The organism is Burkholderia sp. KCJ3K979, assembly GCF_016759955.1.
Taxonomy (GTDB): Bacteria; Pseudomonadota; Gammaproteobacteria; order Burkholderiales; family Burkholderiaceae; genus Burkholderia; species Burkholderia orbicola.
In genome coordinates this window covers 1-590 of sequence record NZ_JACFYV010000461.1, presented here as the reverse complement: position 1 = coordinate 590, position 590 = coordinate 1, and the positions used below count along the sequence as shown (strand labels likewise).

Sequence of the window (590 nt, the reverse complement as noted above, 5' to 3'; positions counted from 1 at the left end):
CTCGCACGCGTGTCGCGCTTCGCCAATGCGCTGAAGAAACGCGGCATCGGCAAGGGCGATCGCGTCGTCATCTACATTCCGATGTCGATCGAAGGCATCGTCGCGATGCAGGCCTGCGCGCGCATCGGCGCGACGCACTCGGTCGTGTTCGGCGGCTTCTCCGCGAAATCGCTGAACGAGCGGCTCGTCGACGTCGGCGCGGTCGCGCTGATCACCGCCGACGAGCAGGCGCGCGGCGGCAAGACGCTGCCGCTCAAGAGCATCGCCGACGAGGCGATCGCGCTGGGCGGCTGCGAAGCGGTCAAGAGCGTGATCGTCTATCGCCGCACCGGCGGCAAGATCGACTGGCATGCGGAGCGCGACCTGTGGATGCACGAGTTGGTGGATGGCGAATCCGACCGCTGCGAGCCGACCTGGGTCGGCGCCGAGCATCCGCTGTTCATCCTGTATACGTCGGGCTCGACCGGCAAGCCGAAGGGCGTGCAGCACAGCACGGGCGGCTACCTGCTGTGGGCCGCGCAGACGATGAAGTGGACCTTCGACTGGAAACCCGACGACGTGTTCTGGTGCACGGCCGACATCGGCTGGGT

Annotated in this window: 1 protein-coding gene; it reads left to right on the top strand. The window is 67.1% G+C overall.

The features are described 5' to 3' along the window. Window positions 1–590, top strand: a 590-nt coding sequence (locus H3O04_RS35630) for an AMP-binding protein (RefSeq protein WP_202589545.1), incomplete at both ends; no start/stop codon positions are given.